This is a genomic window from Streptomyces sp. Root1304 (genome assembly GCF_001426405.1).
GTDB lineage: Bacteria > Actinomycetota > Actinomycetes > Streptomycetales > Streptomycetaceae > Streptomyces.
The window spans coordinates 217,137-240,326 of record NZ_LMEP01000025.1 but is presented as its reverse complement, the minus strand read 5'-3'; the positions used below and the strand labels follow the sequence as shown (position 1 = coordinate 240,326).

At 72.6% G+C, this 23,190-nt stretch carries 20 protein-coding genes; 10 read left to right on the top strand and 10 right to left on the bottom strand.

Features of this window, described 5'->3' with window-relative positions; translation table 11 throughout:
- Positions 1-118: 118 nt before the first annotated feature.
- The 6 genes from ASD33_RS27745 to ASD33_RS27720 all read left to right on the top strand — a co-directional run bounded on the left by ASD33_RS27745 (position 119) and on the right by ASD33_RS27720 (position 7,561).
- A complete protein-coding gene (locus ASD33_RS27745; RefSeq protein WP_056566322.1) occupies positions 119-883 on the top strand; it encodes an IclR family transcriptional regulator in 765 nt (254 codons plus the stop codon).
- A 264-nt stretch (positions 884-1,147) separates the two neighbouring features.
- Entirely contained in the window at positions 1,148-1,906 is a 759-nt protein-coding gene (locus ASD33_RS27740; RefSeq protein WP_056566318.1) for an MIP/aquaporin family protein, read from the top strand.
- Between the two features lie 35 nt (positions 1,907-1,941).
- A complete protein-coding gene (gene glpK, locus ASD33_RS27735; RefSeq protein WP_056567135.1) occupies positions 1,942-3,468 on the top strand; it encodes a glycerol kinase GlpK in 1,527 nt (508 codons plus the stop codon).
- Positions 3,469-3,473: 5 nt separating this feature from the next.
- Positions 3,474-5,078, top strand: a complete 1,605-nt coding sequence (locus ASD33_RS27730) for a glycerol-3-phosphate dehydrogenase/oxidase (protein WP_056566315.1) — start codon at positions 3,474-3,476, stop codon at positions 5,076-5,078.
- A gap of 125 nt (positions 5,079-5,203) precedes the next feature.
- Complete coding sequence (locus tag ASD33_RS27725) at positions 5,204-6,265, top strand: LLM class flavin-dependent oxidoreductase (RefSeq protein WP_056566313.1); 1,062 nt, start codon at positions 5,204-5,206, stop codon at positions 6,263-6,265.
- A 141-nt stretch (positions 6,266-6,406) separates the two neighbouring features.
- The gene (locus ASD33_RS27720) at positions 6,407-7,561 is read left to right on the top strand and encodes a PAC2 family protein (protein WP_079045061.1); all 1,155 of its coding nucleotides are present in this window, start codon (positions 6,407-6,409) and stop codon (positions 7,559-7,561) included.
- A 65-nt stretch (positions 7,562-7,626) separates the two neighbouring features.
- Here ASD33_RS27720 and ASD33_RS27715 read toward each other — a convergent pair whose 3' ends face one another.
- The 5 genes from ASD33_RS27715 to ASD33_RS27695 all read right to left on the bottom strand — a co-directional run bounded on the left by ASD33_RS27715 (position 7,627) and on the right by ASD33_RS27695 (position 14,348).
- Positions 7,627-10,704 carry an NPCBM/NEW2 domain-containing protein gene (locus tag ASD33_RS27715; protein ID WP_056566309.1) on the bottom strand — a complete coding sequence of 1,026 codons (3,078 nt, stop codon included), beginning with the start codon at positions 10,702-10,704 and terminating at the stop codon, positions 7,627-7,629.
- 114 nt (positions 10,705-10,818) lie between these two features.
- On the bottom strand, positions 10,819-12,048 hold the full coding sequence (mshC, locus tag ASD33_RS27710; protein WP_056566306.1) for a cysteine--1-D-myo-inosityl 2-amino-2-deoxy-alpha-D-glucopyranoside ligase: 1,230 nt from the start codon (positions 12,046-12,048) through the stop codon (positions 10,819-10,821).
- A gap of 151 nt (positions 12,049-12,199) precedes the next feature.
- Positions 12,200-13,003: an SCO1664 family protein gene (locus tag ASD33_RS27705; RefSeq protein WP_056566302.1), complete on the bottom strand. Its 804-nt coding sequence runs from the start codon at positions 13,001-13,003 to the stop codon at positions 12,200-12,202.
- Positions 13,000-13,590 carry a DUF3090 domain-containing protein gene (locus tag ASD33_RS27700; RefSeq protein ID WP_079045060.1) on the bottom strand — a complete coding sequence of 197 codons (591 nt, stop codon included), beginning with the start codon at positions 13,588-13,590 and terminating at the stop codon, positions 13,000-13,002. The genes ASD33_RS27705 and ASD33_RS27700 overlap by 4 nt, the downstream gene beginning before the upstream one ends.
- Positions 13,591-13,658: 68 nt before the next feature.
- Positions 13,659-14,348: a histidine phosphatase family protein gene (locus ASD33_RS27695; RefSeq protein ID WP_056566297.1), complete on the bottom strand. Its 690-nt coding sequence runs from the start codon at positions 14,346-14,348 to the stop codon at positions 13,659-13,661.
- A 105-nt stretch (positions 14,349-14,453) separates the two neighbouring features.
- Here ASD33_RS27695 and ASD33_RS27690 point away from each other — a divergent pair, with 105 nt between their 5' ends.
- Positions 14,454-15,446: a magnesium and cobalt transport protein CorA gene (locus ASD33_RS27690; RefSeq protein WP_056566295.1), complete on the top strand. Its 993-nt coding sequence runs from the start codon at positions 14,454-14,456 to the stop codon at positions 15,444-15,446.
- A 36-nt stretch (positions 15,447-15,482) separates the two neighbouring features.
- Here the strand turns inward: ASD33_RS27690 and ASD33_RS27685 are convergent, their stop codons facing one another.
- Entirely contained in the window at positions 15,483-16,268 is a 786-nt protein-coding gene (locus ASD33_RS27685; RefSeq protein ID WP_056566293.1) for a hypothetical protein, read from the bottom strand.
- A 225-nt stretch (positions 16,269-16,493) separates the two neighbouring features.
- Positions 16,494-17,543, bottom strand: a complete 1,050-nt coding sequence (locus ASD33_RS27680) for an LLM class F420-dependent oxidoreductase (RefSeq protein WP_056566290.1) — start codon at positions 17,541-17,543, stop codon at positions 16,494-16,496.
- A 130-nt stretch (positions 17,544-17,673) separates the two neighbouring features.
- On the opposite strand from ASD33_RS27680, the gene ASD33_RS27675 reads away from it, so the two are divergent.
- Together ASD33_RS27675 and ASD33_RS27670 are read left to right on the top strand one after the other, a co-directional pair.
- Positions 17,674-18,651, top strand: a complete 978-nt coding sequence (locus ASD33_RS27675) for an aldo/keto reductase (RefSeq protein WP_056566288.1) — start codon at positions 17,674-17,676, stop codon at positions 18,649-18,651.
- Positions 18,648-20,933: a helix-hairpin-helix domain-containing protein gene (locus tag ASD33_RS27670; protein WP_056566285.1), complete on the top strand. Its 2,286-nt coding sequence runs from the start codon at positions 18,648-18,650 to the stop codon at positions 20,931-20,933. The genes ASD33_RS27675 and ASD33_RS27670 overlap by 4 nt, the downstream gene beginning before the upstream one ends.
- Before the next feature lie 81 nt (positions 20,934-21,014).
- Here ASD33_RS27670 and ASD33_RS27665 read toward each other — a convergent pair whose 3' ends face one another.
- Positions 21,015-21,692, bottom strand: coding sequence for a hypothetical protein (locus ASD33_RS27665; RefSeq protein WP_056566284.1), 678 nt, complete (start codon positions 21,690-21,692; stop codon positions 21,015-21,017).
- 47 nt (positions 21,693-21,739) lie between these two features.
- On the opposite strand from ASD33_RS27665, the gene ASD33_RS27660 reads away from it, so the two are divergent.
- Positions 21,740-21,928 carry a DUF5703 family protein gene (locus ASD33_RS27660; RefSeq protein ID WP_030692832.1) on the top strand — a complete coding sequence of 63 codons (189 nt, stop codon included), beginning with the start codon at positions 21,740-21,742 and terminating at the stop codon, positions 21,926-21,928.
- A 63-nt stretch (positions 21,929-21,991) separates the two neighbouring features.
- Here the strand turns inward: ASD33_RS27660 and ASD33_RS27655 are convergent, their stop codons facing one another.
- Together ASD33_RS27655 and chpH are read right to left on the bottom strand one after the other, a co-directional pair.
- Entirely contained in the window at positions 21,992-22,792 is an 801-nt protein-coding gene (locus tag ASD33_RS27655) for a chaplin (RefSeq protein ID WP_056566278.1), read from the bottom strand.
- A gap of 140 nt (positions 22,793-22,932) precedes the next feature.
- Positions 22,933-23,166: a chaplin ChpH gene (gene chpH, locus ASD33_RS27650; RefSeq protein WP_030218232.1), complete on the bottom strand. Its 234-nt coding sequence runs from the start codon at positions 23,164-23,166 to the stop codon at positions 22,933-22,935.
- Positions 23,167-23,190 lie beyond the last annotated feature (24 nt).

Genomic DNA, 23,190 nt, shown 5'->3' with positions numbered 1-23,190 from the left:
TGCGGGGACTCCCGGTTCGGCCCGTTCTTGACTGACACTGTCATGTGTAACGCAAGGTCGGCATCGACCGATAGTGTTCAGCATTGTCGAACAGCGTGAGAAGGAGAAGGGCCGGGCGATGGCGAAGAACATCCAGTCGCTTGAACGGGCGGCGGCCATGCTGCGACTGCTCGCGGGCGGCGAGCGCCGGCTCGGTCTGTCCGACATCGCGTCCTCGCTCGGACTCGCCAAGGGCACGGCCCACGGCATCCTGCGCACCCTCCAGGCCGAGGGCTTCGTGGAGCAGGAGGCGGCCTCCGGCCGGTACCAGCTCGGCGCAGAGCTGCTGCGCCTCGGCAACAGCTATCTCGACGTGCACGAACTGCGGGCGCGGGCCCTGGTCTGGACGGACGACCTGGCCCGGTCCAGCGGCGAGAGCGTCCACCTGGGCGTGCTGCACCAGAAGGGCGTGCTGATCGTCCACCACGTCTTCCGGCCGGACGACAGCCGCCAGGTCCTGGAGGTGGGGGCCATGCAGCCGCTGCACTCCACGGCACTGGGCAAGGTCCTCTCGGCGTACGACCCGGTGGCGCACAGCGAGGTCGTCGAGGTGGAGCGGGAGGCGTTCACCCCGCGCACGACGACGGCCCTGGCGGACTTCGAGTCGGTGCTCGACCTGACGCGGGCCCGGGGCTGGGCGGCGGACCAGGAGGAGACCTGGGAGGGCGTGGCCTCGGTGGCGGCGCCGATCCACGACCGGCGCCGGATGCCGGTGGGCGCGGTGGCGGTCACGGGGGCCGTGGAGCGGCTCTGCCCGGCCGGGGAGCTGCGCCCCGAGCTGATCGCGGCGGTACGGGACTGCGCCCGCGCGGTGTCCAGGGACCTGGGGGCCGGGCGCTTCTAACCGAACCCGAGCAGCACCGAAGCAGCACCGAACCCGCCGGTAACGATCGCGTTATCGGCGGGTTTTTCACTTCCCGAGGCCTTGACGTGCTGTTAACCCGGGGGCAAAACTTCCGTTCATCGGTCGGCATTGCCGAACACCTAACGGCAATAAGCGCTAGAGTGTGGCAGTGCCAAGGGCCGGTAACGCCCTCACACGAGGGCGCGGACCACCGGAGGGACCCGGGGTTCGCCTTCCCCTGGACGAAGGACAAAGGAGTCGCGGGTGTCCAGCTCCGACATCTTCCTCGGCGAGACCATCGGTACCGCCGTTCTCATTCTGCTCGGCGGCGGTGTGTGCGCCGCCGTGACGCTCAAGGGCTCCAAGGCCCGCAACGCGGGCTGGCTCGCGATCACCTTCGGGTGGGGCTTCGCCGTCATGACGGCCGTCTACATGACGGCTTCCCTCTCGGGCGCCCATCTGAACCCCGCCGTCACGGTCGGAATCGCGATCAAGGACGGCGAGTGGGGCAACGTCCCCGTCTACCTCGCCGGCCAGCTCCTCGGCGCGATGATCGGCGCGGCCCTGGTCTGGGTGGCGTACTACGGCCAGTTCCTGGCCCACCTCACCGACCCCGAGGCCGCCGCCAAGACGCCCATCGAGGGCCCCGGCCCGGTGCTCGGCATCTTCTCCACCGGCCCCGAGATCCGGAACACCTGGCAGAACCTCGCCACCGAGATCATCGGCACCGTCGTGCTCGTCCTGGCCGTACTCACCCAGGGCCTCAACGACAGCGGCAAGGGCCTCGGCATCCTGGGCGGCCTGATCACCGCGTTCGTCGTGGTCTCCATCGGCCTCTCGCTCGGCGGCCCGACCGGCTACGCGATCAACCCGGCCCGTGACCTCGGCCCGCGCATCGTGCACGCCCTGCTGCCGCTCCCGAACAAGGGCGGCTCCGACTGGAGCTACGCCTGGATCCCGGTCGTCGGTCCGCTGATCGGTGGAGCCCTCGCAGCGGGTATCTACAACATCGCGTTCGCCTGAGCCGTCCTTCTTCCAGACCTCCCTTGGAGCACACCGTGACCGACGCACACACCTCCGGCCCCTTCATCGCGGCCATCGACCAGGGCACCACGTCCTCCCGCTGCATCGTCTTCGACAAGGACGGCCGGATCGTCTCGGTCGACCAGAAGGAGCACGAGCAGATCTTCCCGAAGCCGGGCTGGGTCGAGCACGACGCCGCCGAGATCTGGACCAACGTCCAGGAGGTCGTCGCCGGCGCCCTGACGAAGGGCGGCATCGCCGCCTCCGACGTCAAGGCCATCGGCATCACCAACCAGCGCGAGACCACGCTGCTCTGGGACAAGAACACCGGTGAGCCCGTCCACAACGCCCTCGTCTGGCAGGACACCCGCACCGACGCCCTCTGCAAGGAGCTCGGCCGCAACGTCGGCCAGGACCGCTTCCGCCGCGAGACCGGCCTGCCCCTGGCGAGCTACTTCGCCGGCCCGAAGATCCGCTGGATGCTCGACAACGTCGAGGGCCTGCGGGAGCGCGCCGAGGCCGGCGACATCCTCTTCGGCACCATGGACTCCTGGGTCATCTGGAACCTCACGGGCGGCACCGACGGCGGTGTGCACGTCACCGACGTCACCAACGCCTCGCGCACCATGCTGATGAACCTGCACACGCTGGCCTGGGACGAGAAGATCGCGGAGTCGATGGGGGTCCCCCTCAACGTCCTCCCCGAGATCCGCTCCTCCGCCGAGGTCTACGGCCACGTCAAGGACGGCGTCCTCGCCGGCGTCCCGGTCGCCTCCGCGCTCGGCGACCAGCAGGCCGCCCTGTTCGGCCAGACCTGTTTCGCCGAGGGCGAGGCGAAGTCCACGTACGGCACCGGCACCTTCATGCTGATGAACACCGGCGACAAGATCATCAACTCCTACAGCGGCCTGCTGACCACCGTCGGCTACCAGATCGGCGACAACAAGCCGGTCTACGCCCTGGAGGGCTCGATCGCCGTCACCGGTTCGCTGGTGCAGTGGATGCGCGACCAGATGGGCCTGATCAAGTCCGCCGCCGAGATCGAGACCCTGGCGTCCTCGGTCGAGGACAACGGCGGCGCCTACTTCGTGCCGGCCTTCTCCGGTCTCTTCGCCCCGTACTGGCGCTCCGACGCGCGCGGTGTGATCGCCGGCCTGACCCGGTACGTCACCAAGGCGCACATCGCCCGCGCCGTCCTGGAGGCCACCGCCTGGCAGACCCGCGAGATCACCGACGCCATGACCAAGGACTCCGGCGTCGAGCTGACCGCGCTCAAGGTCGACGGCGGCATGACCTCCAACAACCTGCTGATGCAGACCCTCTCGGACTTCCTGGACGCCCCCGTCGTGCGTCCGATGGTCGCCGAGACCACCTGCCTCGGCGCCGCCTACGCCGCCGGTCTGGCCGTCGGCTTCTGGCCGGACACCGACGCGCTGCGCGCCAACTGGCGCCGGGCGGCGGAATGGACCCCTCGCATGGACGCCGACAGGCGTGACAGCGAGTACAAGAGCTGGCTCAAGGCCGTGGAGCGGACCATGGGCTGGATCGAGGACGAGGAGTAAGACACATGACCACCCTGCAGAGCGTCCCTGCCCTGGGGACGCACCCGGCGTCCGGCTCCCTCCCGAGCCGCGCCGAGACCCGGGACCAGCTTTCCAAGGCGACGTACGACCTCCTGGTGATCGGCGGCGGCATCCTGGGCATCTCCACCGCCTGGCACGCCGCGCAGTCGGGCCTGCGGGTGGCCCTGGTGGACGCCGGCGACTTCGCCGGCGCCACCTCCTCCGCCTCCTCGAAGCTCCTCCACGGCGGTCTGCGCTACCTGCAGACCGGCGCGGTGAAGCTGGTCGCGGAGAACCACTTCGAGCGGCGTGCGGTCTCCCGTCAGGTGGCACCGCACCTCGCAAACCCCCTCACCTTCTACCTGCCCGTCTACAAGGGCGGCCCGCACGGCGCGGCCAAGCTCGGCGCCGGCGTCTTCGCCTACAGCGCCCTCTCGGCCTTCGGCGACGGCGTCGGACACCTGCTCTCCCCCGCCAAGGCCGCGCAGGACGTGCCGGAGCTGCGCACCGACAACCTGAAGGCCGTCGCGGTCTACGGCGACGACCAGATGAACGACGCCCGGATGGCGCTGATGACGGTCCGCGCGGCCGTCGACGCCGGCGCCACCGTGCTCAACCACGCCGAGGTCACCGGCCTTCGCTTCACCCGGGGCCGGGTCACCGGCGCCGAGCTGAAGGACCGCACCAGCGGCGACGAGTTCGGCGTCAGCGCCCGCCTCGTGCTCAACGCGACCGGCCCGTGGGTCGACCACCTGCGCAGGATGGAGGACCCGAACGCGGCCCCCTCCATCCGCCTCTCCAAGGGCGCGCACCTGGTCCTCAAGCGGACCTCGCCGTGGAAGGCCGCCCTGGCCACCCCGATCGACAAGTACCGCATCACCTTCGCCCTCCCCTGGGAGGACATGCTGCTGCTCGGCACCACCGACGAGGAGTACGAGGGCGACCCCGGCCAGGTCGAGGTCACCGAGAAGGACACCGCCCAGATCCTGGACGAGGCCGCCTTCTCCATCCGCGACCAGCAGCTCTCCCGCGATCTGATCACGTACTCCTTCGCCGGTCTGCGGGTGCTCCCGGGCGGTCCCGGCGACACCTCCAAGGCGAAGCGCGAGACGGTCGTCACCGAGGGCCGCGGCGGCATGCTGTCGGTGGCCGGCGGCAAGTGGACGACCTTCCGCCACATCGGCCGTACGGTCATGAAGAAGCTGGAGCAGCTGCCGGGCCACCCGCTCGGCGAGGACTACGAGCCGGTGTCGGCGCTGCCGAAGCGGCTGCCGCTGCCCGGCATAGCCAACCCGAACGCGGTCGCGCACCGGCTGCTGGTCGACGGTCCGGCGCCCGGCCCCCGGATGGCCGCCGACACCGCCAAGCACCTGGCGACGCACTACGGCTCGCTCTCCTTCGACATCGCCCGCATGGCGAACGAGAACCCGGAGCTGGCCCGCCGCATCCACCCGGACGCGCCGGAGATCTGGGCGCAGGTCGCCTACGCCCGCGACCACGAGTGGGCCGAGACGGCGGACGACGTGCTGCGCCGCCGTACGACGCTGACCGTCCGCGGCCTGGCGACGGACGAGATCCGCGCGGACGTCGAGAAGATGCTGGACAAGTAGCACCGGCTTGCCGGCGGGAGGCAACTCCCGTGCGCCCAGGGGTGGTTCCTCTCCGGAGGGCCGCCCCTGAGGTGTGCCACACGCCGTCCACACCGCCGCAACACTCGGCCCGCAGAGTGGACCGCATGAAGTTTCAGGTGCTCTCGATCGTCCACCACTCCCCGCACCCGCTCACCGGTGAACTGCTCTCCGCCGCCGACCGCCTGGAGCAGGTCGTCACGCTCGGCGAGACCGCCGAGCGGCTCGGGTTCGACGCGTACGCGGTCGGCGAGCGGCACGCGGGCCCGTTCCTCTCCTCCGCCCCGACCGTGCTGCTCGCCGCGCTCGCCGCCCGTACCTCCCGGATCAGGCTGCTCACCGGCGTCACCGTGGTCGCGGTCCTCGACCCGGTCCGGGTCGCCGAGGACTACGCCACCCTCGACCAGCTCTCCCGCGGCCGGCTCGAACTCGTCGTCGGCAAGGGCGCGGAGGCCGGGCACTTCGACCTCTTCGGCCTCGACGAGGAGCGGCAGTGGGACCTCCAGAAGGAGAAGTACGAACTCCTGCGCCGGCTCTGGACGGAGGAGGGCGTCGACTGGGAGGGCGAGTTCCGGCCGCCGTTGAAGAACGTCACCACGATCCCGCGGCCGTACGCCGGTCCGCCCCGGATCTGGCACGGCTCGGCCACGAGCCTCCGGTCCCCCGAACTCGCGGCGAAGCACGGCGATCCGCTCTTCACCGCCAACGCGATCCAGCCGCGCGAGGCGTACGCGAAGCTCATCGCCCACTACCGGGAGAAGTTCGAGGAGTACGGGCACGACCCGGCCCACGCGCGCGTGGCGGCCGGTTCCGGCGGGCTGCTCATCGCCGACACCCCCGCGCAGGCGGTCGCCCGGTACAAGGAGCTGTACGAGGCGAAGGTGCGGCAGAGCTTCAAGCCGCATCTGGAGGGGAAGGCGGGCTACAACACCCCGTTCCGCACGATCGAGGACGCCGTCGCGGACGGCCCGCAGCTGATCGGCTCGCCGCAGCAGATCATCGACAAGATCCTCGGCTACCACGCGCACTACGGGCACGACCTGCAGTCCGTCACCGTCGACACCTTCGGCCAGTCGACGGCGGAGCAGGCCGAGACGCTCCAGCGGTTCGCCGAGGAGATCGCGCCCGTGGTCCGGAGGGAGGCGCCGAGCTCGCTCTGGGAGGAGTGAGACCTCCGTGTGCGGAGGCGAGTTCCTGGGTAGTCGATCAAGGCCGCACGGGTTTTCGGGGGTGTCCGGGGGCTGCGGACGGACCTCCGGAAAGCCGTAAGGTTGGTCCGTACGACAGGAACTTCGAAAAGGAGGCGCTGGGTGATCGAGCTCGAGGGGGTACCCGAGCTGATCGACCCGGTCATGGTGGCCGCGTTCGAAGGCTGGAACGACGCCGGCGACGCCGCCTCCACCGCGGTCGCCCACCTGGACCGGGAATGGAAGGGCGAGGTGTTCGCGGCGCTCGACGCCGAGGACTACTACGACTTCCAGGTCAACCGGCCGACGGTCTTCCTGGAGAACGGCGTACGGAAGATCACCTGGCCGACGACCCGGCTCTCCGTGGTCCGGGTCGGCGGCGACAAACCGCGTGACCTGGTGCTCGTGCGCGGGATCGAGCCGTCGATGCGCTGGCGCTCCTTCTGCAACGAGCTGCTCGCCTTCGCGCACGAGCTGGGCGTGGAGATGGTCGTGATCCTGGGCGCGCTGCTCGGGGACACCCCGCACACCCGGCCGGTGCCGGTCAGCGGCGTCACCTCCGACCCGGATCTGGCGCGCACGATGGACCTGGAGGAGACCCGGTACGAGGGCCCGACGGGCATCGTCGGCATCCTCCAGGAGGCGTGCACGCACGCGGGCGTGCCGGCGGTGAGCCTGTGGGCGGCGGTGCCGCACTACGTGTCGCAGCCGCCGAACCCGAAGGCGACGCTGGCCCTCCTCAACCGCCTCGAGGACCTCATCGGCATGCGCATCCCGCTGGGCGAACTGCCCGAGGACGCGCGGGCCTGGCAGCTGGGCGTGGACCAGCTGGCGGCGGAGGACAGCGAGGTCGCGGAGTACGTGCAGACGCTGGAGGAGGCCCGGGACACCGCGGAGCTGCCGGAGGCCTCGGGCGAGGCCATCGCCCGGGAGTTCGAGCGGTATCTGCGGCGGCGCGAGCCGGGTTCGGGACCGGGTTCCGGTCCGGGCGTGGCGACGGAGGGCGGCGACTTCCTCCGGGACCCGGGGAGCGGGCGTACGCGCCCGCCGAAGCCGGAGCGTCCGGGTCCGGAGTCGGCACCGGGGACGGAGCCGGGGGCCGAGGCGGAGCCGGAGTCCGGGGCTTCGGGGCCGGAGCCGGAGCCGTCGGCGGCCGAGACCGGGGCTGAGGCCGAGTCCGGGCTTTCCGGGCCGGAGCCGGGACCGGAGACCGATTCCGGACCCGAGACCGGATCCGGGCCGGACGCGGACGACGCGGACGGCGATTCCGCGAAGTGACGCACGGGACGGGAGGGGTGCCCCCAGGGCGCCCCTCCCGTCCGTGTGTCAGGCGCGGTCCGGTGTCAGGCGCAGCCGAACCGGGCCGCCGCCCAGTCCGCGTGGTCGCCGCTCTTGGACCCGTTGGTGTCCGTGACCCGCAGCCGGACGTGCCGCGCGCCGGTCACGTCGACGTTCACGGGCAGGGTCGCGGAGGCGCCGGTGAGCCGCGGCGAGGTCCACAGGACCTTGCCGTCGGCCTCGACCGAGAAGGCCACCTCCCCGTAGCCGTTGATCTCGTCGTCGATGCCGACGTCGGCGGTGAGGGTGGTGCAGCGGCCGCCGAGGTAGACCTCGATGTCGGAGTCGGCATGGGCGCCGATGCCCTTCTCGTAGGTCTTTCCGGCCAGGGTGAGGGTCCGGCCGTCGGTGGCGCCGGACTCGCCGTTGGAGCGGTCGCGTTCGGGCGGCCCCCAGCCGTTGGTGGACCGGAGCCAGACCAGGTCGCTCGCCCAGGCGTCACCGGCCGGCGGCGGGGGCATCACGCCGACCGCGAACCGCTGGGTCGCGGTGCGGTCGGCGTCCCCTGCCCGGTGGCGGGCGGTCGCCGTGAGGGTCGCCTCGCCGGGGGTGGCGCCCGCGGCGGGGGTGACGGCGACCTCGACCCGGCGGGTGGTGCCGGCCGGGACGCGGTCGATCGGCGCGGCGGGGGTGACCCGCCAGCCCGCCGGGGCGTCCAGGGAGACCCGCACGTCGGTGGCGTCCCTGGTGCCCGCGGTGACGTCCACGGCGACGGTGCCGGAGACCCCGGCGCCGAGCTCCTGCCCGAGGGGCGCGGCGAGGGCGGCGGAGGCGCCCGGTACGGTGCCGCCGACCGCGCTGGTGTCGGTCAGCCGCAGCTCGAAGTCGCGGTCGGTGGACAGGGCGGCCGTCTTGACCCGGACCACTCCCCCGCGCTCGTCGCGGTCGTACCACCAGCCCTGGGAGGCGGCGTCGAAGGCGGCGCGGGAGCCGAGGGCGGGCAGTTTGCTTCCGTCGAGCCGGACGGTGCCGGGGGCGTCGCCGGTGTGGAGCGTGAAGGCGTACGGCCGGGCGGCCGCCTTGCCCGTGTACGTGCCCCGGCTCGCGCCGATGCGGACGGTCACGTCGCCGGGGCCGCCGTTCGGGGCCCGCACCTCGGCGCGCTGGGTGGCGTACCTCCCGGTGCGGTGGTCGCGGGTGACGCCGTCGTCCTCGTACAGCTCGAAGGAGGAGCTGCCCTTGGGGTAGATGTCCCAGGCGATCGGGTCGCCGGGGGCGCGGTCGGTGTACGAGCGGATGCCGCCGGGCCACATGGGGACGGTCGCCCCGGCCCGTACGAAGAGGGGCAGCGTGTCGAGCGGGGCGCTGTAGTCGTCGAGGGTGACGGGGCCCTCGTAGGTGCGCCCGTTCCAGTAGTCGATCCAGGTGCCCTTGGGCAGGTAGATGCCGTCGCGTTCCACCGCGTCCTGGTAGACGGGGGCGACGAGGAAGTCCTCGCCGCTGAGGAACTCGTACTTCGCGGCCTCGGTCGCGGCCTTCGGGTCGTCCGGGTACTCCAGGGCGAGCGGCCGGGCGAGGCCGACGCCGGTCTTCGTGGCCCGGTACGCGTGGCTGTAGATGTACGGGAGCAGTGCCTCGTGGAGTTTGAGGGAGGCGCGGTTGACCGTGGTGTAGGGCTCGCCGTAGCGGAAGGGCTGCTTGTCGTTGGCGGCCCAGCCGTCCATGGTCATGGTGACGGGCAGGAAGGTCTTCCACTGGAGGTCGCGGGTGTACGTCTTGGCGCTGCCGCCGAAGATGCCGTCGACGTCACCGGTGGTGTAGGCGAGCCCGGACATGGACGCACCCGCGTAGGTGGGGATCTGCCAGCGGATGTACTCCCAGCTGCCGGACTGGTCGCCGGACCACTGGACGCCGCAGCGCTGGGCGCCGGACCAGCTCTCGGGGGCCCAGGTGAAGCCGCGGGCGTCGCTGTGGGCCTCGATGCCCGCGTGGGCGTCCTTGCAGCCGTCGAGGGCGAACTTGTAGCCCTCGCCGACCCAGGCGACGTCGAGCTTGGCGACCCGCTGGCCGGCCTTGACCTGCTCCTCCAGCTTGTCGATGCCGTCCTCGGTCCAGAGGCCGAGCTTCATGCCCCGCTCCCCGAGGCCCGCGGAGGCCTCGGCGAGGTTCTCGTAGCCGCAGCCGTAGCCGTCGTTGACGAGCATCCAGCCGTTGGGCATGTCGTTGGCGACGTAGCCGTCGGCGACCTTCAGGGCGTCGAGGGTGCGGCGCTCGCCCCGGTTGGCGTTGTGGAGGTAGCAGTCGGCGTCGCCGATCTCCAGGCCGTACACGGGTGGCAGGAAGGGCTTGCCGGTGAGCCGGGTGTACTGGCCGATGACGTCCTTGACGGCGTCGCGGCCGGTGCCGGCGAAGTAGTAGGCGTCGAAGCGCTGTTCCTTCGCGCTGGTGGTGACGGGCTCGGTGAAGGCGTAGGTGTTGGGGGCGTAGGTGTTGCGGTAGACGCCGTATCCGGCGGAGGAGAGGTAGAAGGGGACCGAGTTGGGGTGGCCGCCGTCGTTCCAGTTGTAGTCGACGCCGACCTCGACGGTCTTGTCGCGGTGGGAGGTGTTGCCGCGCCCGTTCTGCATGCCGGCGCCGTAGAACTGCTCGGTGGCGCCGCGGTCGAGGGTCTGGGTGGTGCGGTCGGCGGTCCAGCTGAGGCCGCGGGTCTCGCTCCACAGCGGGGTGCCGTCGGCGCGGACGGCGGCGAAGCGGAGCGGGGACTTGTACGCCCGCAGGGTCACCTTGGCGGTGCTCAGCTCGTAGCGGTCGCCCCGGTCGCGCCAGCGGGTGGCCGGGGGCGGGCCCTGGGGCAGGGTGATGTCGGTGCCGGTGGGATCGGTGAACGTGCCGTCGGGGGCGAGTTCGATGCGGAAGGTGTCGGCGGTGACGAAGCTGACCCGGGCCTGGGCCCGGCCGGCGGTCAGCCGGTAGACGGCTCCGTCGGCGGCGAAGGCGGTGACCTCGCCGACGGTGGTGCCGGGGGCCGGTGCGGTGGTGTCGGACGGTTCGGCCGTGGCGGTGGCGCCGGGGCCCGCGAAGGCCGTGAGCAGCCCGAGCAGTGCACCGGCGACCGCAGCTCTCATGCGCATTGATGATTGCATGGGGCTTATTTAGCGCAGATTCGAGCATCGCGACAGGGCAAAAAGGAACCGCCCCCGGACTTCGTCAGGAAGTCCAAGGGCGGTTGCACAAACGGGAGTTGCGCGGGAGGGGTGTTACAGGGCGACGCCCAGGAGCGCGTCGACGGCGCGGGAGACGAGTCCGGGGGCGGAGTCGTCGTCGCCGCCCTCGGCAGTCTGGAGCGCGGCCCAGCGGTCCACCGCGGCGAGCGCGGTGGGGGTGTCGAGGTCGTCGGAGAGCGCCTCGCGGAGCTCCTCGACGAGCGCGTCGGCGGGGACGCCGTCGGGGCGGGACACGGCGGCGCGCCAGCGGCCGAGGCGTTCCACGGCGTCCTGGAGGACCTGGTCGGTCCACTCCCAGTCGTCGCGGTAGCGGTGGGAGAGGAGCGCGAGCCGGATGGCGGCCGGGTCGACGCCGTCGCGGCGGAGCTTCGAGACGAAGACCAGGTTGCCGCGCGACTTGGACATCTTCTCGCCGTCGAGGCCGACCATGCCGGCGTGGACGTACGCCTTGGCCATGGGGAACTCGCCGGTGAGGGCCTGGGCGTGGGAGGCGCCCATCTCGTGGTGCGGGAAGATCAGGTCGGACCCGCCGCCCTGCACGTCGAAGCCCATGCCGAGGTGGTCGAGGGCGATGGCGACGCACTCGATGTGCCAGCCGGGACGGCCGGCGCCGAGGCTGGCGCCGTCCCAGCTCGGCTCGCCCTCGCGGGCGGCCATCCAGAGCATCGGGTCCAGCGGGTTCTTCTTGCCGGGGCGCTCCGGGTCCCCGCCGCGCTCGGCGGAGAGGTGGCGCATCAGCTCGTTGGTGTAGTTCGAGACCTGTCCGAAGTGCGGGTCGGCGTCGACGGAGAAGTAGACGTCGCCTTCCAGCTCGTAGGCGGCACCGGAGTCACGCAGGCGCTCGACCAGCGGGACGATGCCGGGTATGGCCTCGACCGCGCCGATGTAGTGCTGCGGGGGCAGCATCCGCAGGGCGGTCATGTCCTCGCGGAAGAGGGCGGTCTCGCGCTCGGCGAGGCCGACCCAGTCGACGCCGTCGCGGATCGCGCGCTCCAGGAGCGGGTCGTCCACGTCCGTGACGTTCTGGACGTAGTGCACCTGCCGCTTGGTGTCGAGCCACACGCGCTGAACGAGGTCGAACGCGTTGTAGGTCGCCGCGTGACCCATGTGGGTCGCGTCGTACGGCGTGATGCCGCAGACGTAGATACGGGCGACGGGGCCGGGGGCGAGGGTGACTCGTCCGCCGGTCGCGGTGTCGTGGATCCGGAGGTCGCGGCCCTTGCCGGGAAGGGCGGGGACCTCAGAAGCGGGCCAGGCATGCATGACCCGAGCGTAACCGGACAGGTGTTCCGGATACGAACCGGATCCGGGATCTTGACCGATTAGGCGGTCTTGCGGGCCGGAGGCGCGGGTGCATACCCCCCAGGGGTGCACGCTCCTCCGGGCGCCTTGGCCGAAACTTTTCGGTGCGGCCTCAGACCGGGGGCCAGGGGATCGCCGGCCACTGTCCCGAGGGCTCCGGGTGCCGTCCGGTGGCCCGCAGCGCCCCCACGCGGGCGCGCACCGCCGCCACCTCGGCGCCGGTCAGCAGTTCCCCCAGACGGGTGGCGAGCGGCGCTCCGGGCGCCAGGGAGCGTTCGAGCCCGTCGAGCACGCCGGCCGCCTCGGCGGGCAGCTCCTCGCCCGCCCAGCCCCACAGCAGGGTGCGCAGCTTGTCGTCGACGTGGAACGTGACCCCGTGGTCGATGCCGTAGAGCCGGCCGCCGGGGGCCGGGAGCAGATGACCGCCCTTGCGGTCGCCGTTGTTGATGACGGCGTCCAGGACGGCGAGCCGCCGCAGCCCGGGGGTGTCCGCGTGGACGAGGAGCGCGGTGCGGTCCTCGTCGATCTGCGCGGGCCCGACCGCCTTCCAGCCCTCTCCGGGCGCGTCGTCCTCGGTGAGGGCGAGCAGCCGGGCCTCCGGGTCGGCCTCGATCCACAGCTGGACCATGCCCTCGCCGTACGGTCCGTCGCGGAGCACCGTCGGCGGCACCAGGCCCCAGCCGGTCGCCTCGGAGATCTCGTACGCGGCGACCTCGCGCTGGGCGAGGGTGCCGTCGGGGAAGTCCCACAGCGGCTGCTCCCCCGCGACCGGCTTGTAGACGCAGGCCGCCTCGCGTCCCTCGTACGCGACGGAGCAGTACAGGACGGCGTTGGAGGCCTCGCGGACCTGGCCGCGGACGGTCAGCTCACCGTGGGCGAGCAGTTCGGCGTCCCCGGGCGTCGAAGGGCTGCTCATGCGCCGCGGCGGTATCCGTTCTGACGCGGGCAGACGTGGCCCTCGGGGTCGAGCGGCAGGCTGCAGAGCGGGCACGGCGGGCGGCCGGCGTTGACCACGTCCAGGGCCCGCTTGGCGAAGGCCCGCGCCTGGGCGCCGCTGAGGCGGACCCGGAGCATCGGCGGGCCGTTCTCCTCGTCCTGGAGCAGTCGCTCCTCGGCCTCGGCGAGGTCCTCCTCGGAGTCCACGTCGAGCTCGACGAGCGCCTGCGCCTCCACGATCATGCGCTGCTCCTCGCCGTCCCAGGCGAGGGCCATGGTGCCGACCCGGAACTCCTCCTCGACCGGTACGTCGAGGGGCGCGGTGTCCGAGACCTCGGCGGGGGCGACGGCGGGGACGGGAGCGTTGCCCCCGGTGCGGCGGACGACCTCGTCGAGGAGTTCGTCCATGCGCTCGGCGAGTGCGGCGACCTGCGTCTTCTCCAGGGCGACGCTGGTGACCCGGCCGGCCGCGGACGCCTGGAGGAAGAACGTACGGCGGCCAGGCAGCCCGACCGTGCCGGCCACGAAACGCTCCGGTGGGTCGTAGAGGAACACCTGACGGGACACGTTTCCCGGCTCCCTTGCGTCTTGACGGTCGTACTACAGCGGCGCGTCCACCCTACTGCGCGAAGGGATCACGGTGCGCCCGCACCGCCCCCGACGGCGGCGGTCCCACTGCTGTCGGGGTGTTCGCGGGGGCCGAACCCGGCGAAGTCGCCGGTGTCGCCGAGGCGGAGGAGGAAGGGGCGCGTGCGCGTCCAGCGGATCACGGTGACCGAGCAGGGGTCGACGTGGATGCGCTGGAAGAGGTCGAGGTGGAGGCCGAGGGCGTGCGCCACGAGCGACTTGACGATGTCGCCGTGCGAGCACATGACGTAGCAGGCGTCCTCGCCGTACTCGGCGTCGATCCGCGCGTTCCAGTCGTGGACGGCGTCGACGGCGCGGGCCTGCATCGCGCGCATGGACTCGCCGCCGGGGAAGGCGGCGGCGGAGGGGTGCGCCTGGACGATCTCCATCAGGGGTTCGTCGTTCAGCTCGGCCAGCTTGCGGCCGGACCAGTCGCCGTAGTCGCACTCGTTGACGCGGTCCTCGATGTGCAGCGGAACGTCCGGCCGGGCGTCGAGGAGGGGCCGTACGGTCTCCCGGCAGCGCTGGAGCGGGCTGGAGACGACGGCGGCGACCGGGACGTCCGCGAGGCGCCCTGGGAGCGCGGCGGCCTGCGCGGCCCCGCGCTCGTCGAGTGCGATCCCGGACGTGCGCCCGGCGAGGACCCCGGAGGTGTTGGCGGTGGAGCGTCCGTGCCGGACGAGGATCAGCGTGGCCATGGCTGCCAGCCTAGGCGGTGTCCGGCGGTGTCCGGCGATGCTCCCGGCGGGCCCGGGGAGGCCGGGGCGGCTCCACGCGTGCGTACCGGGGCCGTTCGAGGGAGAATGCTGCGCGTGATCGTGGACTCTGCCATCTACCGGGACGGGCGCCGAACGGCCGGGCCCTCCGACCTCTCCGATGCCCTGGAGGAGGCGCGGGCCACCGGGGACGCCTTCCTCTGGGTGGGGCTCCACGAGCCCACGGAGGCCGAGTTCGACCATGTGGCCTCCGAGTTCGCCCTGCACCCGCTGGCCGTCGAGGACGCCCTGAAGGCCCACCAGCGGCCGAAGCTGGAGGTCTACGACGACTCGCTCTTCGCGGTGCTCAAGCCCGTCGTGTACGAGCCGGAGAGCGACCGGGTCTCCTCGGGCGAGCTGATGCTGTTCATGGGCGACTCGTTCGTGGTGACGGTGCGGCACGGCGAGGGCGCGCCGCTCGCGGAGGTGCGGCGGCGCCTGGAGGCCGACCCGGAGGTCCTGAAGCACGGGCCGACGGCGGTGCTGTACGCGGTGAGCGACGCGATCGTGGACCACTACCTCGATGTGACGGGCGAGCTCCAGGTGGACCTGGAGGAACTGGAGGCGGACGTCTTCGCGCCCTCCGGGGGCAATCCGACGAACACCGCGGCGCGGATCTACACGGCGAAGCGGCAGGTCCTGGAGTTCCGGCGGGCCAGCGGTCCGCTGGCCGGGCCGATGGCCCGGCTCACGGCCGGCTCGGTGCCGTTCGTGAACGAGCACTCGCAGCCCTTCTTCCGGGACGTCAACGACCATCTGCTGCGCTCCAACGAGCAGGTGGAGGGGCTCGACCGGCTGCTGTCGGACGTGCTGTCGGCGCATCTGGCGCAGATGGGCGTGCGGCAGAACGACGACATGCGCAAGATCTCGGCGTGGGCGGCCATGGCTGCGGTCCCCACGATGGTCGCGGGGATCTACGGAATGAACTTCGAGCACATGCCGGAGCTGCACTGGGGGTGGTCGTACCCGCTGGTGATCGTCCTGATGAGCGGCATCGTCGCCACGCTGTACCGGATGTTCAAGCGGCGCGGCTGGATGTGAGGCCCCGCCCCGGGTCTCCCCGGGGCGCGGGGCCTCTCAGAAGGCGGGGGCGGGGGTCGCGGGGCCGCCGAGGGCGTCGAGGCGCTCGGGCATCCGCAGGTCGACCATCCGGTGCCAGCCGGCGGCCCGCTCGTACGCGTACACGGCGTGGATCCCGGCGGCGAGGACGGCCGCCTTGGGCGCGGGCCAGCCGAGGATGCGGCCCATGTGGCGCATCACGGCGAGGCTGACGTCGCGGTAGACCCGGATCTCGGCGAGGGCGGAGTCGCGCAGGGTCCGCTGGATGAGCCGGCCGTGGCCCGCGCGCGCGAGGCGGAGGAGTTCCTCGTGGCAGTAGGCGAGGTGGTTGGCCTCGTCGTTGTCGATCATGCGGATGGCCCGGCCCAGCTCGGGGTGGTCCCCGAAGTACGTGACGAGCATGCGCATCTGGTCGGCGGCCCGCTGCTCGGTGACCCTGCTGTGGGCGAGGTAGACGATCACGTCCTCCTCGGTCAGCCGCTGGTCCCGGCGGAGCTTGTCGTGCGCGAGACCGATGCCGCGCTGTTCGAGCAGCATCGTGTAGTCGGTGTCCGGCGGTACGGGGACGGGTTCGAGGCCGCGCTTCTTCATCAACGCGTTGAAGATCCGCCCGTGCTTGTCCTCGTCGGCGCCGTGCCGGGTGATCTTGGGCGTGAGTTCCTTCATGGCGGGGGCGACGAGGGTCGCGATGCGGCCGTTCTCCCAGCCGCCCTGGGACTCGCCGCTCGCCGCGATCGAACAGAAGAGCCGGAAGGACTCGTCGTTCTCGATGATTTCCTGGAACAGGCTCTTCGCCGTGAGCATCGCCGCCACCTCCGTGCGGACGTCCGCGTTCCGTACGTCCCGGGAGAACGAGTCAAATGCGGTCGGCGCCGAGGGGCAACAGGAGGGCTCCCGGGGCTCGGCCGAAAGAGTGAGCCCGAAAGGCGTAACCGGGGGCCCTGTGGAGCGTTGTGCTGCATGACGGCCGTGGCGGGGAAGACCCCCGAGCCCCCACCACGGCCGCGGGAACTTCTTTCGACGGCGGTGTTACGCCAGGCCCGCGTGCTCCATCGCCTCGATGCCCGCCCGCAGGGCCGCGAGCCGCTCGTCCAGGGTGAAGCCGGCCGGGGCGAGGGTGAGGGTGGTGACCCCGGCCTCGGCGTACGCCGTCATCCGCTCGGCGATCCGCTCCACGGAGCCGAGCAGGGTGGTCTGGTCGATCAGGCTCTGCGGCACGGCCGCCGCCGCACCCGTCTTGTCGCCGGCCAGGTACTTGTCCTGGATCTCGGCGGCCTCCTTCTCGTAGCCCATGCGCTGCGCGAGCTGGTTGTAGAAGTTCTGCTTGCGGCTGCCCATGCCGCCGACGTACAGCGCGGTGTACGGGCGGAACACGTCCGCGAGGGCGTCGACGTCCTCGCCGAGGGCCAGCGGCAGGGTCGGACAGACGTCGAAGCCGTCCATCGTGAGACCGGCCTTCTCGCGGCCCGCGCGCAGGTGGCGCAGCGCGGTCTCCTCCAGGTGGGCGGCGGAGGGGAAGATCAGCAGGGCGCCGTCGGCGATCTCGCCGGTCTGCTCCAGGTTCTTGGGGCCGATCGCGGCGATGTAGAGCGGGATGTGCTCGCGCTCCGGGTGCACCGTGAGCTTGATGGGCTTGCCGGGGCCGCCGGGCAGCGGCAGGGTCCAGTGCTCGCCGTCGTGGGTGAGGCGCTCGCGGGACATGGCCTTGCGGACGATCTCGACGTACTCGCGGGTCCTGGACAGCGGCTTGTCGAACTTCACCCCGTACCAGCCCTCGGAGACCTGGGGTCCGGAGACGCCGAGGCCGAGCCGGAACCGGCCGCCGGTGAGCGAGTCCAGGGTGGCGGCGGTCATCGCCGTCATGGCGGGCTGACGGGCCGGGATCTGCATGATCGCCGAGCCGACGTCGATCCGCTCGGTCTTCGCCGCGACCCAGGCGAGGACGGTGGGGGCGTCGGAGCCGTAGGCCTCGGCGGCCCAGCACACGTCGTAGCCGAGCCGGTCCGCCTCCTGGGCGACGGCGAGGTTGTCGCCGTCCATGCCCGCGCCCCAGTAGCCGAGGTTGATGCCGAGCCGCATGTCCACGCACCCCTTACCCATCAGTAACGTCCCTTTGGGCCGGACTCTAGCGCGCGGGCGGGACATCCGTCAGGACGTGGTTGTCCACAGGCTCTCTCCGCGTGGTGCCCTGGCCAGTAATCTCGCGCCCATGGAGCAGAGGCATCTCGGACGTACCGGCCTGCGTGTGTCGCGCATCGGACTCGGCACCCTCACCTGGGGCCGGGACACCGACGAGCACGACGCCGCCGAGCAGTTGAAGGCGTTCTGGGACGCGGGCGGCACGCTCGTGGACACCGCCGACGTGTACGGCGGGGGCGAGGCCGAGTACCTGCTCGGGCGTCTGATGGAGCGGCTCGTCTCCCGGCAGGACCTCGTCCTGTCGACCAAGGCGGGCAGCGTGCCGGACCCCGACCGGCGCACGGACGGCTCGCGGGGGCATCTGCTCGCCGCGCTCGACGCCTCCCTCGCCCGGCTCGGCACCGACCACGTCGACCTGTGGCAGCTGCACGCCTTCGACCCGTACACACCCCTGGAGGAGTCCCTCCAGGCCCTCGACATCGCCGTGCGCAGCGGGCGGGCGCGGTACGCGGGCGTGTCGAACTTCTGCGGCTGGCAGCTCGCCAAGGCGGGCACCTGGCAGCTCGCCGGGGACCGGACCCGGCTGGCCGGGGCGCAGCTGGAGTACTCGCTGCTCCAGCGGGGCGTGGAGCGCGAGGTGCTGCCCGCCGCCCGGGACCTCGGGATAGGCCTGCTGCCCTCGTCACCGCTCGGACGCGGGGTCCTGACGGGCAAGTACCGCAGCGGGACCCCGACGGACTCGCGGGGCGCCTCAGAGACCATGGCGCCCTTCGTGGAGCCGTACCTGGACGAGGCGGCGAGCCGGATCGTGGACGCCGTCGCGACCGCCGCCGAGGGCCTCTCGACGACCCCGCTGCACGTGGCGCTCGCCTGGGTCCGCGACCGGCCCGGAGTGACCGCCCCGATCGTCGGCGCGCGCACGGCACGCCAGCTCACGGCCGCGTTGTCGGTGGAGACCCTTAGTCTTCCTGACGAGATCTGTCGGGCGCTGGACGATGTGTCGGCGCCCGTGCACCGCTATCCGGATCACGACTGGAGCACCTTGTGACCGAGCCTTCCGGGGAGACCGCGCCCGAGGCACCCGAGGACGTGGAGCCGACCGAGGACGCGCAGGGGGCCGCCGCCTCCGACGGGCAAGCCGACGCCACGGCACCGGTCGCGGTCGGGGACCCCGCCGAGGAGCCCGCCGCGCCGGACGGGACGAGCGACGGGACGGCCGAGGGGACGGGCGACGAGCCCGCCGACGACACCGGGGACGAGGAGGAGCCCGAGGCAGCCGGTGGCGACGACACCGGGGCCGAGGGTGCCGAGGCCGCTGCCGAGGGCACCGCCGCCGCCGAGACCCCCGCCACGCCCGAGTTGAGTGACGCTCAGGCCGAGCTCGCCGCGCAGCGGGAGCTGCGGGCCAGGATCGAGGCGCGGAAGGCCGAGAAGGAGGGGACGGTCGCGAGCGGCGCCAAGCTGAGCGGCACGGCGGCCGACCTCCTCGCCGCCGTGCGGGCCGTCGAGGGCGGGTCCGCGCCGGGCACCGCGTTCTACGAGGCCCCCGAGCCCGCCCCCCGGCGCCCTTCGCCCGAGGCGTCCCCGGCCGCGACCGTACGGCCCCCCGCGCCCCCGCGTGCCCCGGTACCGGCTCCCGGCACCACCGAGGCCGTACGGGAGGTCCTGGCCAAGGGCGGTGCGCCCGAGGCGCTCGCCGGGCAGGTCGCCGGCACCCTCGGCGAAGGCGCGGCCGCGGCCCTGCTCGACGACCCCTGGCAGCTGCTCGCGGTGCCCGGGGTGCGCCCTGAGCAGGCCGACGGCTTCGCGCGGGCGCTGCTCGGTGCCGCGTGCGGCCCCGACGACCCGCGCCGCACCGTCGCCCTGACCGTGTGGCTGCTGGAGCGGGCCGCGCTCCAGGGACACACCGCCCTGGAGATCGGGGCCGTGCGCGCCGAACTCACCGGGCACCGGGTGCCCGACCCCGAGGCGGCCGTCGAGGAGGCGATCTCCGCGGGCGCCGTCCTCGTCTTCCAGGAGGAGGAACCCCCGGCGGAGGAGCCGGAGGAGGACGAGGAGGATCTGGAGCCCGCGGCGCCGGTCGCCGAGGAGCCCGCCCCGCCCGTGCTGCTCGGGCTCGACCGGTACGCGCTCGCGGAGGAGAGCCTCGCGGACGGTCTCGCCCGGCTGGTCAGGACGGCGACGGCCGACGACTGGGACGGCTCCGAGCTGGAGCGCGCCGCCGGTGCGCACGGCCTCGTGCTGCACACGGGCGGCGAGGCCTCCCGCGCCGAGCCGGTGGCCCTCGCGGCGGCGGCCCGCGCGCGCGGGCTGCGCACCCTGGTCGCCGTCCACGCCGACGGCGGACGCCGCGCCCTCGGGGCCGCGGGGGCGGACGCCCTGACGGTCGCCGGGCTGCTCTCCGGTACGGCGGGTCCCGGCCGCGACGAGGACGGCGCCTTCGCGCTGGACCTCCTGGTGGTGCTCGACGCGCCGCAGCTGGACGTCGAGACGGCCGCGATGCTCGTGGAGTCCCTTCCTGACGGCTGCCGTCTGGTGCTGAGCGGCGACCCGGAGGTGCTCGGCGCGCCCGGTGCGGGGCGGGTCTTCTCCGATGTGCTCGCCGCCCGGGTGTGCCCCCGGATCGCCTCCCGGCTGCCCGACCCGGGGCCGCTCGGCGAGCTGGTCTCGGGCATCGGCGCCGGGGAGCTGAACCAGGTCGAGGCCCCCGGCAAGGAGATCGTGATCGTCCCCGTGCGGGACGCCGGCGAGGCCGTGCACCGTACGGTCCAGCTGGTGGCCGACTCGGTGCCGAGGGCGATCGGGGTGCCCGCGGAGCAGACGCAGGTCCTCACGGTCGGCCACGGCGGCTCGGCCGGTACGCGCGCGCTGAACGCGGCGCTCAAGCAGCGCCTCAACCCCGGCCCCGGCCGCTTCGGCGGCTACGACCCGGGCGACCGGGTGGCGTACGCGCCGGTGCCGGGGCGGACGGTGACGGGCACGGTCCTGTCGGCCGAGGCCGAGGGCCTGCGGCTGCGGTGCGCGGACGAGGAGGTCCTCGTCCCCCGGGACCGGGTGGAGTCGGCGCTGCGGCACGGCTGGGCGCTCACCGCCCACCAGGCGGCCGGGACGCGCTGGCCCGCCGTGGTCGTGGTGCTGCCCGGCGATGCTGCCGGGGGCCTGAGCAGGCCGTGGGTGTACACGGCCTTCGGCCGGGCGGAGCGCCATCTGTCGGTCGTGCACGGCGTGGACCAGGCGCTGCCGCGTGCGGTGGCCGAGGGGGTGGCCCCGGAGCGTACGACGCGGCTGAGGCCGCTCCTGGAGGCGCTGCTCGCCGTGCCCGAGGAGTAGGACGGGGACGGACCGGCGGAGGGCCGGGACACCGATCGTGGTGTCCCGGCCCTCCGCCGTCTCCCCCGGCTCTCCGTCCCGTCAGGAGCCGGAGCCGCCGGCCCGTTCCTTCCCGCCGCCGTCGCCCGCCCCGTCGCCGTCCTCGTCCTCGTCGAAGACGGAGCTGACGTCGAAGCGGCAGACGATCCGTTCCGGATCGGCGTGGTCGAAGGGGGCGTTGAGCCACTCCCCCGGTTCCGGGAGTTCCTCGGCGGCGGTGACCCAGAGCGTGGAGTCGCCCTCCTCCAGGCCGAATTCCTTGTGCCGGGAGGCGATCTCGTCCGGTTCGTACTCGCCGAAGAGCACGCCGAGCGCGGCGAGCGGCGAGACACCGGCCCTGGCGGCCGGTCCCGTGGTGTCGGCCGGGCCGTCGATCTCGGTGAGACGGCGGGCCTGGGCGAGCAGTCGTTGGGGCTCCGCCACGGCGTAGTCGCGGCGGATCAGCAGGCTGAGGGCATGGGGTTCGTCAGGTCCGGCATAGGGCGGCAGGGCGCCGTCCGCTCCGGGGATCTCGAAGGGGGTGACCTCGTCGTAGCGGTCGTAGAGGAGTTCGTCGTACGCCTCGGCCGCCGTGGCGAGGGCGTTGAAGGCTTCGTAGACGGCCGTGTCGTCGTCCCCCGTGCGGCGTTCGACCGCCGCGAGGTGACGGTCCAGTGCGGCTTTGACCGCCTCGGCGGCGGCGCGTACCTCGGCAGCGGTGGGCTGCGCAGCATCAGACATGGGACAGACGCTATCCGTACCGGGCCGGTGCCCGCACAATAGATGCGATGCCGGAATACGAATTTGTCGACGTGTACGTGCCGCGCGGCGTCTCCCGCAAGGAGGCGGCGCGGCTGCTGACCGACCATGCCGAGTACGGACACTGGGAGTTGGACCGTCTGAGCCTGCACCGGGACGGGAGCCGCAGGGTGCGGCTGAAGCGTCGGATCATCCGCCAGGTCCGGGCGACCTGGTAGCGGAAGCGGACATCGAGAAGGGGCCCCGCGGTGCGCGGGGCCCCTTGTGCGTGGTGCGTGACCTCAGGCGGCGCTGCGGGCGCGGCGGTAGATCAGCGAACCGGCCAGCAGCAGACCGGCCCCGGCGGGGACGATCACGCCGAGCGGGCCGGAACCGGTCTCGGCGAGCTCCTCCACGGCCTTCGGCGGGGTGACGACGTGCGTACCGGGCGTGTTCGGCCCGACCTCGCCGCCGGGGGTGCCGGGCGTACCCGGGTGACCGGGGGTGCCGGGAGTTCCGGGGGTTCCCGGCGTGCCGGGAGTACCGGGGGTTCCCGGCGTGCCGGGGGTGCCGGGAGTGCCCGGGGTCTCCTCCCCGTAGCCCGTGTCCCCGCCGTCGTCCCCGTAGCCGCCGTCGTCGTCCCCGTAGCCGCCGTCGTCGTCCCCGTAGCCGCCGTCCGCGCCGTTCGCGCAGTCGTTGCCCGCGACGGCGTTGCCCAGGCCGATGCCCGTGACGCTGTTGCCGCACACGTTCACCGGGACGTCGACCGGCACCTCGACGGTGTTGCCGGAGCCGACCCCGGGAGAGTCGCTGGTGTGCCCACCGGCGGACGAGCCGCCCCCCGGCCCGCCGGGCTTCGAGGTGTTGGCACAGGTGTTTCCCATCGCCGGATTCAGCAGTCCGACGACGTTGACGGTGTTTCCGCAGGCGTTCACCGGTACGTGCACCGGGACCTGGACGGAATTGCCGGACGCGACGCCCGGGGAATTCGTGGCCGTACCGTACGCACCCGAATCGGCGTGCGCGTATCCGCCACCGACGGCGGCGAAGACGCCGCCGGCTGCCGCAACGGTGACCAGACCCTTGCGCGTGACCTGTCGCATAGCTTGTTCCCTGCCTGCTCGGCTTCGAAAGAGTGCCACCGGGCCCGAGGACCCGGGGCGGAAATGGCCACCGGCCCCGGAGTGCATGGCACGCACTCCGGGGCCGGACCGGCTCACACCCTCACGGGCGAGGCACAGCGTCAGGCGTTGACGCAGGTGTTGCCGAAGGCGGGGTTCAGCAGGCCGATCACGGAGACCGTGTTGCCGCACAGGTTCACGGGGACGTGAACCGGAACCTGGACGACGTTGCCCGAGAGGACACCGGGGGAACCGATGGCGGCACCCTGGGCACCCGCGTCGGCAACGGCCATGCCCGCACCCGCGAGAACGAGACCGCCAGTGGCAGCCGCAGCAGCGACGACCTTCTTGATCATTATTCCTCCTAGTTGGAAAGCGCG

Coding starts and splice junctions, on each gene's coding strand:
- ASD33_RS27745 (WP_056566322.1), top strand. CDS start 119: ATGGCGAAGAACATCCAGTCGCTTGAACGGGCGGCGGCCATGCTGCGA.
- ASD33_RS27730 (WP_056566315.1), top strand. CDS start 3,474: ATGACCACCCTGCAGAGCGTCCCTGCCCTGGGGACGCACCCGGCGTCC.
- ASD33_RS27725 (WP_056566313.1), top strand. CDS start 5,204: ATGAAGTTTCAGGTGCTCTCGATCGTCCACCACTCCCCGCACCCGCTC.
- ASD33_RS27715 (WP_056566309.1), bottom strand. CDS start 10,704: ATGCAATCATCAATGCGCATGAGAGCTGCGGTCGCCGGTGCACTGCTC.
- mshC (WP_056566306.1), bottom strand. CDS start 12,048: ATGCATGCCTGGCCCGCTTCTGAGGTCCCCGCCCTTCCCGGCAAGGGC.
- ASD33_RS27705 (WP_056566302.1), bottom strand. CDS start 13,003: ATGAGCAGCCCTTCGACGCCCGGGGACGCCGAACTGCTCGCCCACGGT.
- ASD33_RS27695 (WP_056566297.1), bottom strand. CDS start 14,348: ATGGCCACGCTGATCCTCGTCCGGCACGGACGCTCCACCGCCAACACC.
- ASD33_RS27690 (WP_056566295.1), top strand. CDS start 14,454: ATGCTGCGCGTGATCGTGGACTCTGCCATCTACCGGGACGGGCGCCGA.
- ASD33_RS27685 (WP_056566293.1), bottom strand. CDS start 16,268: ATGCTCACGGCGAAGAGCCTGTTCCAGGAAATCATCGAGAACGACGAG.
- ASD33_RS27680 (WP_056566290.1), bottom strand. CDS start 17,543: ATGCGGCTCGGCATCAACCTCGGCTACTGGGGCGCGGGCATGGACGGC.
- ASD33_RS27675 (WP_056566288.1), top strand. CDS start 17,674: ATGGAGCAGAGGCATCTCGGACGTACCGGCCTGCGTGTGTCGCGCATC.
- ASD33_RS27665 (WP_056566284.1), bottom strand. CDS start 21,692: ATGTCTGATGCTGCGCAGCCCACCGCTGCCGAGGTACGCGCCGCCGCC.
- ASD33_RS27660 (WP_030692832.1), top strand. CDS start 21,740: ATGCCGGAATACGAATTTGTCGACGTGTACGTGCCGCGCGGCGTCTCC.
- ASD33_RS27655 (WP_056566278.1), bottom strand. CDS start 22,792: ATGCGACAGGTCACGCGCAAGGGTCTGGTCACCGTTGCGGCAGCCGGC.
- chpH (WP_030218232.1), bottom strand. CDS start 23,166: ATGATCAAGAAGGTCGTCGCTGCTGCGGCTGCCACTGGCGGTCTCGTT.